This is a genomic window from Micrococcus sp. KRD128 (genome assembly GCF_017168395.1).
Taxonomy (GTDB): Bacteria; Actinomycetota; Actinomycetes; order Actinomycetales; family Micrococcaceae; genus Micrococcus; species Micrococcus luteus.
In genome coordinates this window covers 40,524-43,939 of record NZ_JABFAX010000021.1, presented here as the reverse complement: position 1 = coordinate 43,939, position 3,416 = coordinate 40,524, and the positions used below count along the sequence as shown (strand labels likewise).

Genomic DNA, 3,416 nt, shown 5'->3' with positions numbered 1-3,416 from the left:
ACACCAGGAGCCCCCGTGACCGTCACCGCCCCCTCCCTCCCGGAGATCCTCCCCAGCTACGTCGCCGGCAGCTGGTGGACGCCGTCGCACCCGTCCAAGGTCACCGACGTGACGGACGCGAACACCGGGGCGCGCCTCACCGGCGTCTCCACCGACGGCCTCGACACGGCCGCCGCCATCGAGCACGCCCGCACCGTCGGCCAGCAGGCCCTGGGCGAGCTGACCATCCACGAGCGCGCCCTCAAGCTCAAGGAGCTCGCGCTCTACCTGAACTCCCGCGTCCAGGAGCTCTACGACGTCTCCTTCGCCACCGGCGCCACGCAGCGCGACCACGCCTTCGACGTCGACGGCGGCATCGGCACCCTCTTCACGTTCTCCGGCAAGGGCCGCCGCGAGCTGCCGAACTCCCACGTGATCATCGACGGCGACGTGGAGCCCCTCTCCCGCGACGGCTCCTTCATCGGCGAGCACATCTACCAGCGCATCCCGGGCGTGGCCGTGCAGATCAACGCCTTCAACTTCCCCGTGTGGGGCATGCTCGAGAAGTTCGCCCCGGCCTTCGTCGCCGGCGTGCCCACCGTGGTCAAGCCGGCCACCCCCACCGGCTACGTCACGCAGAAATGCGTCGAGCTGATGCTGGAGTCCGGCGTGCTGCCCGAGGGCTCGATCCAGTTGATCTCCGGCTCCGCCCGCGACCTGCTGGACCACCTGGACTACCGCGACCACGTCGCGTTCACCGGCTCCGCCGCCACCGCGGCCACGCTGAAGAAGCACCCGAACGTGCAGGAGGGCGGCGTCCGCTTCACCGCGGAGACCGACTCCCTCAACGCCGCCATCCTCGGCCCGGACGCCGCCCCCGGCACCCCCGAGTTCGAGGCGTTCGTGAAGGTCGTCTTCCAGGAGATGACGGTCAAGGCCGGCCAGAAGTGCACCGCCATCCGCCGGGTGATCGTCCCGCAGGACCGGGTCGAGGCCGTGACCGCCGCCCTCACCGAGCGCCTGGCCGCGAAGGTCGTCCTGGGCGACCCGCGCGTCGAGGGCACCACCATGGGCGCCCTGGCCTCGAAGGAGCAGCAGAGCGAGGTCCGCGGCGCGGTGCAGCGCCTGGTCGACGCCGGCGGTCGGGTCCGCCTCGGCGGCCCCGAGGGCTCGACCGGCGGCGCCGACGCCGAGTCCGGCGCGTTCTTCGCCCCCACGGTGCTCACCTTCGAGGACGCGCGCACCCCCGAGGTGCACAGCGTCGAGGCGTTCGGTCCGGTCACCTCGGTGATCGGCTACACGGACGTGGCCGACGCCGTGGCCCTGGCCGCCCTGGGTTCGGGATCGCTCGTGGCCACGGTCGCCACGAACGACGGTGAGATCGCCCGCGCGTTCGCCGCCGGGATCGGCGCCCACCACGGCCGCGTGCACGTCCTGAACCGCCAGACCGCCGCGACCACCACGGGCCATGGCGCCCCCGTGCCGGTGCTGGTCCACGGCGGCCCCGGCCGCGCCGGCGGCGGCGAGGAGCTCGGCGGGGTCCGCGCCGTGAAGCACTACATGCAGCGTACGGCGATCCAGGGCTCCCCGGACATGCTCACGGCCATCACCGGCGTGTGGCATCAGGGCGCCGCGGCCCACACGGTGACGCGCGAGGACGTGGAGGCCGGCACGGCCGTGCACCCGTTCTACAAGTCCCTGGCCGAGCTGACGGTGGGCGACCAGTTCGCCTCCGGCCTGCGCACCGTCACCCTGGAGGACATCACCGCCTTCGCGGAGGAGACCGGGGACAGGTTCTACGCGCACACGGACGAGGAGGCCGCCATGGCCAACCCGTTCTTCCCGCGCCGGGTGGCCCACGGCTACCTGCTGGTCTCGTGGGCCGCGGGGCTGTTCGTGGCCCCGGATCCGGGCCCGGTGCTGGCCAACTACGGCCTGGAGAACCTGCGCTTCATCACGCCGGTGACCTACGACGACGCCATCCGCGTGACCCTGACGGCCAAGCGCATCACCCCGCGCGTGAGCGACGAGTACGGCGAGGTGGCCTGGGACTGCCGGATCCACAACCAGAAGGACGAGCTCTGCGCCCAGTACGACGTGCTGACGCTCGTGGCCAAGACCTGGCCGATGGCCCCGTCCGAGACCTCCCAGGGCTGAGCCCCCCTGCTTCGACGGGCCGTCCCGTGCGCCCGCTGCGCGCCGGGCGGCCCGTCGTCGTCCCCGGGAACAAGGAGCGTGCCCGGGACGTTCACCTGTACGTCCCATTCGGACCGCGAGAGAAGAAGGTCGACACACATGTCCGAGTTCACCCGTTTCGAGCAGGTCGCCGTGCTGGGCACCGGCGTGCTGGGTTCGCAGATCATCATGCAGGCGGCGTACCACGGCAAGAAGGTGATGGCCTACGACGCCGTCCCCGCCGCCCTCGAGGGGATCGAGCGCCGCTGGGCGTGGATCCGCCAGGGCTACGAAGCAGACCTCGGGGAGGGCTACGACCCGCAGCGCTTCGACGACGCCCTCGCCCGCATCACGCCGACCTCGGACCTCGGCGAGGCCCTGGCGAATGCGGACATCGTGGTCGAGGCCGTGCCGGAGAACCTGGAGCTCAAGCGCAAGGTGTGGGCCCAGGTGGGCGAGCTCGCCCCCGCCACGACCCTGTTCGCCACGAACACCTCCTCCCTGCTGCCCTCGGACTTCGCCGACGCCAGCGGCCATCCGGAGCGCTTCCTGGCCCTGCACTACGCCAACCGCATCTGGGCGCAGAACACCGCCGAGGTCATGGGCACCGCCGCGACCTCGCCGGAGGCCATCGCGGGAGCCCTGCAGTTCGCCGAGGAGACCGGCATGGTCCCCGTGCACGTGCGCAAGGAGATCCCGGGCTACTTCCTCAACTCCCTGCTCATCCCGTGGCTGCAGGCCGGCTCCAAGCTGTACATGCACGGAGTGGGCAACCCGGCGGACATCGACCGCACCTGGCGCGTGGCCACCGGCAACGAGCGCGGCCCGTTCCAGACCTACGACATCGTGGGCTTCCACGTGGCCGCCAACGTCTCCCGCAACACGGGCGTCGACTGGCAGCGCGGCTTCGCTGAGCTGCTCGAGAAGAGCATCGCCGAGGGCCACAGCGGTGTGGCCGACGGCCAGGGCTTCTACCGCTACGGGCCGGACGGGGAGAACCTCGGCCCGGTGGAGGACTGGAACCTGGGCGACAAGGACACCCCGCTCGGCTGACCTCCCCCGCTGACGGATCAGGGGCCGTCCGATGCGCACCACGCATCGGGCGGCCCCCACGCATGCCCCGCCACTTCCTTGTGGCATCCGTCACAGCGCACGTAGAGTCGGGCCATGACGACCTCCCGACTCCCCCTGTTCGGCGTCCTCGCCGTGGGCGCGCTCGCCCTCGCCGGGTGCGCGGGCGGCGGCGCAGAGCCCCCCTCCCC

Annotated in this window: 2 protein-coding genes; both read left to right on the top strand. The window is 71.9% G+C overall.

Features of this window, described 5'->3' with window-relative positions; genetic code table 11:
- Window positions 1–15: 15 nt before the first annotated feature.
- Window positions 16–2,136 carry a phenylacetic acid degradation bifunctional protein PaaZ gene (gene paaZ, locus J1M44_RS10715; RefSeq protein ID WP_206480976.1) on the top strand — a complete coding sequence of 707 codons (2,121 nt, stop codon included), beginning with the start codon at window positions 16–18 and terminating at the stop codon, window positions 2,134–2,136.
- Between the two features lie 138 nt (window positions 2,137–2,274).
- Window positions 2,275–3,207: a 3-hydroxyacyl-CoA dehydrogenase gene (locus tag J1M44_RS10710; RefSeq protein ID WP_206480975.1), complete on the top strand. Its 933-nt coding sequence runs from the start codon at window positions 2,275–2,277 to the stop codon at window positions 3,205–3,207.
- Window positions 3,208–3,416 lie beyond the last annotated feature (209 nt).

What these genes read in the sequence shown, in the direction of transcription:
- J1M44_RS10710 (WP_206480975.1), top strand. Translation starts at nt 2,275, where the DNA reads ATGTCCGAGTTCACCCGTTTCGAGCAGGTCGCCGTGCTGGGCACCGGC.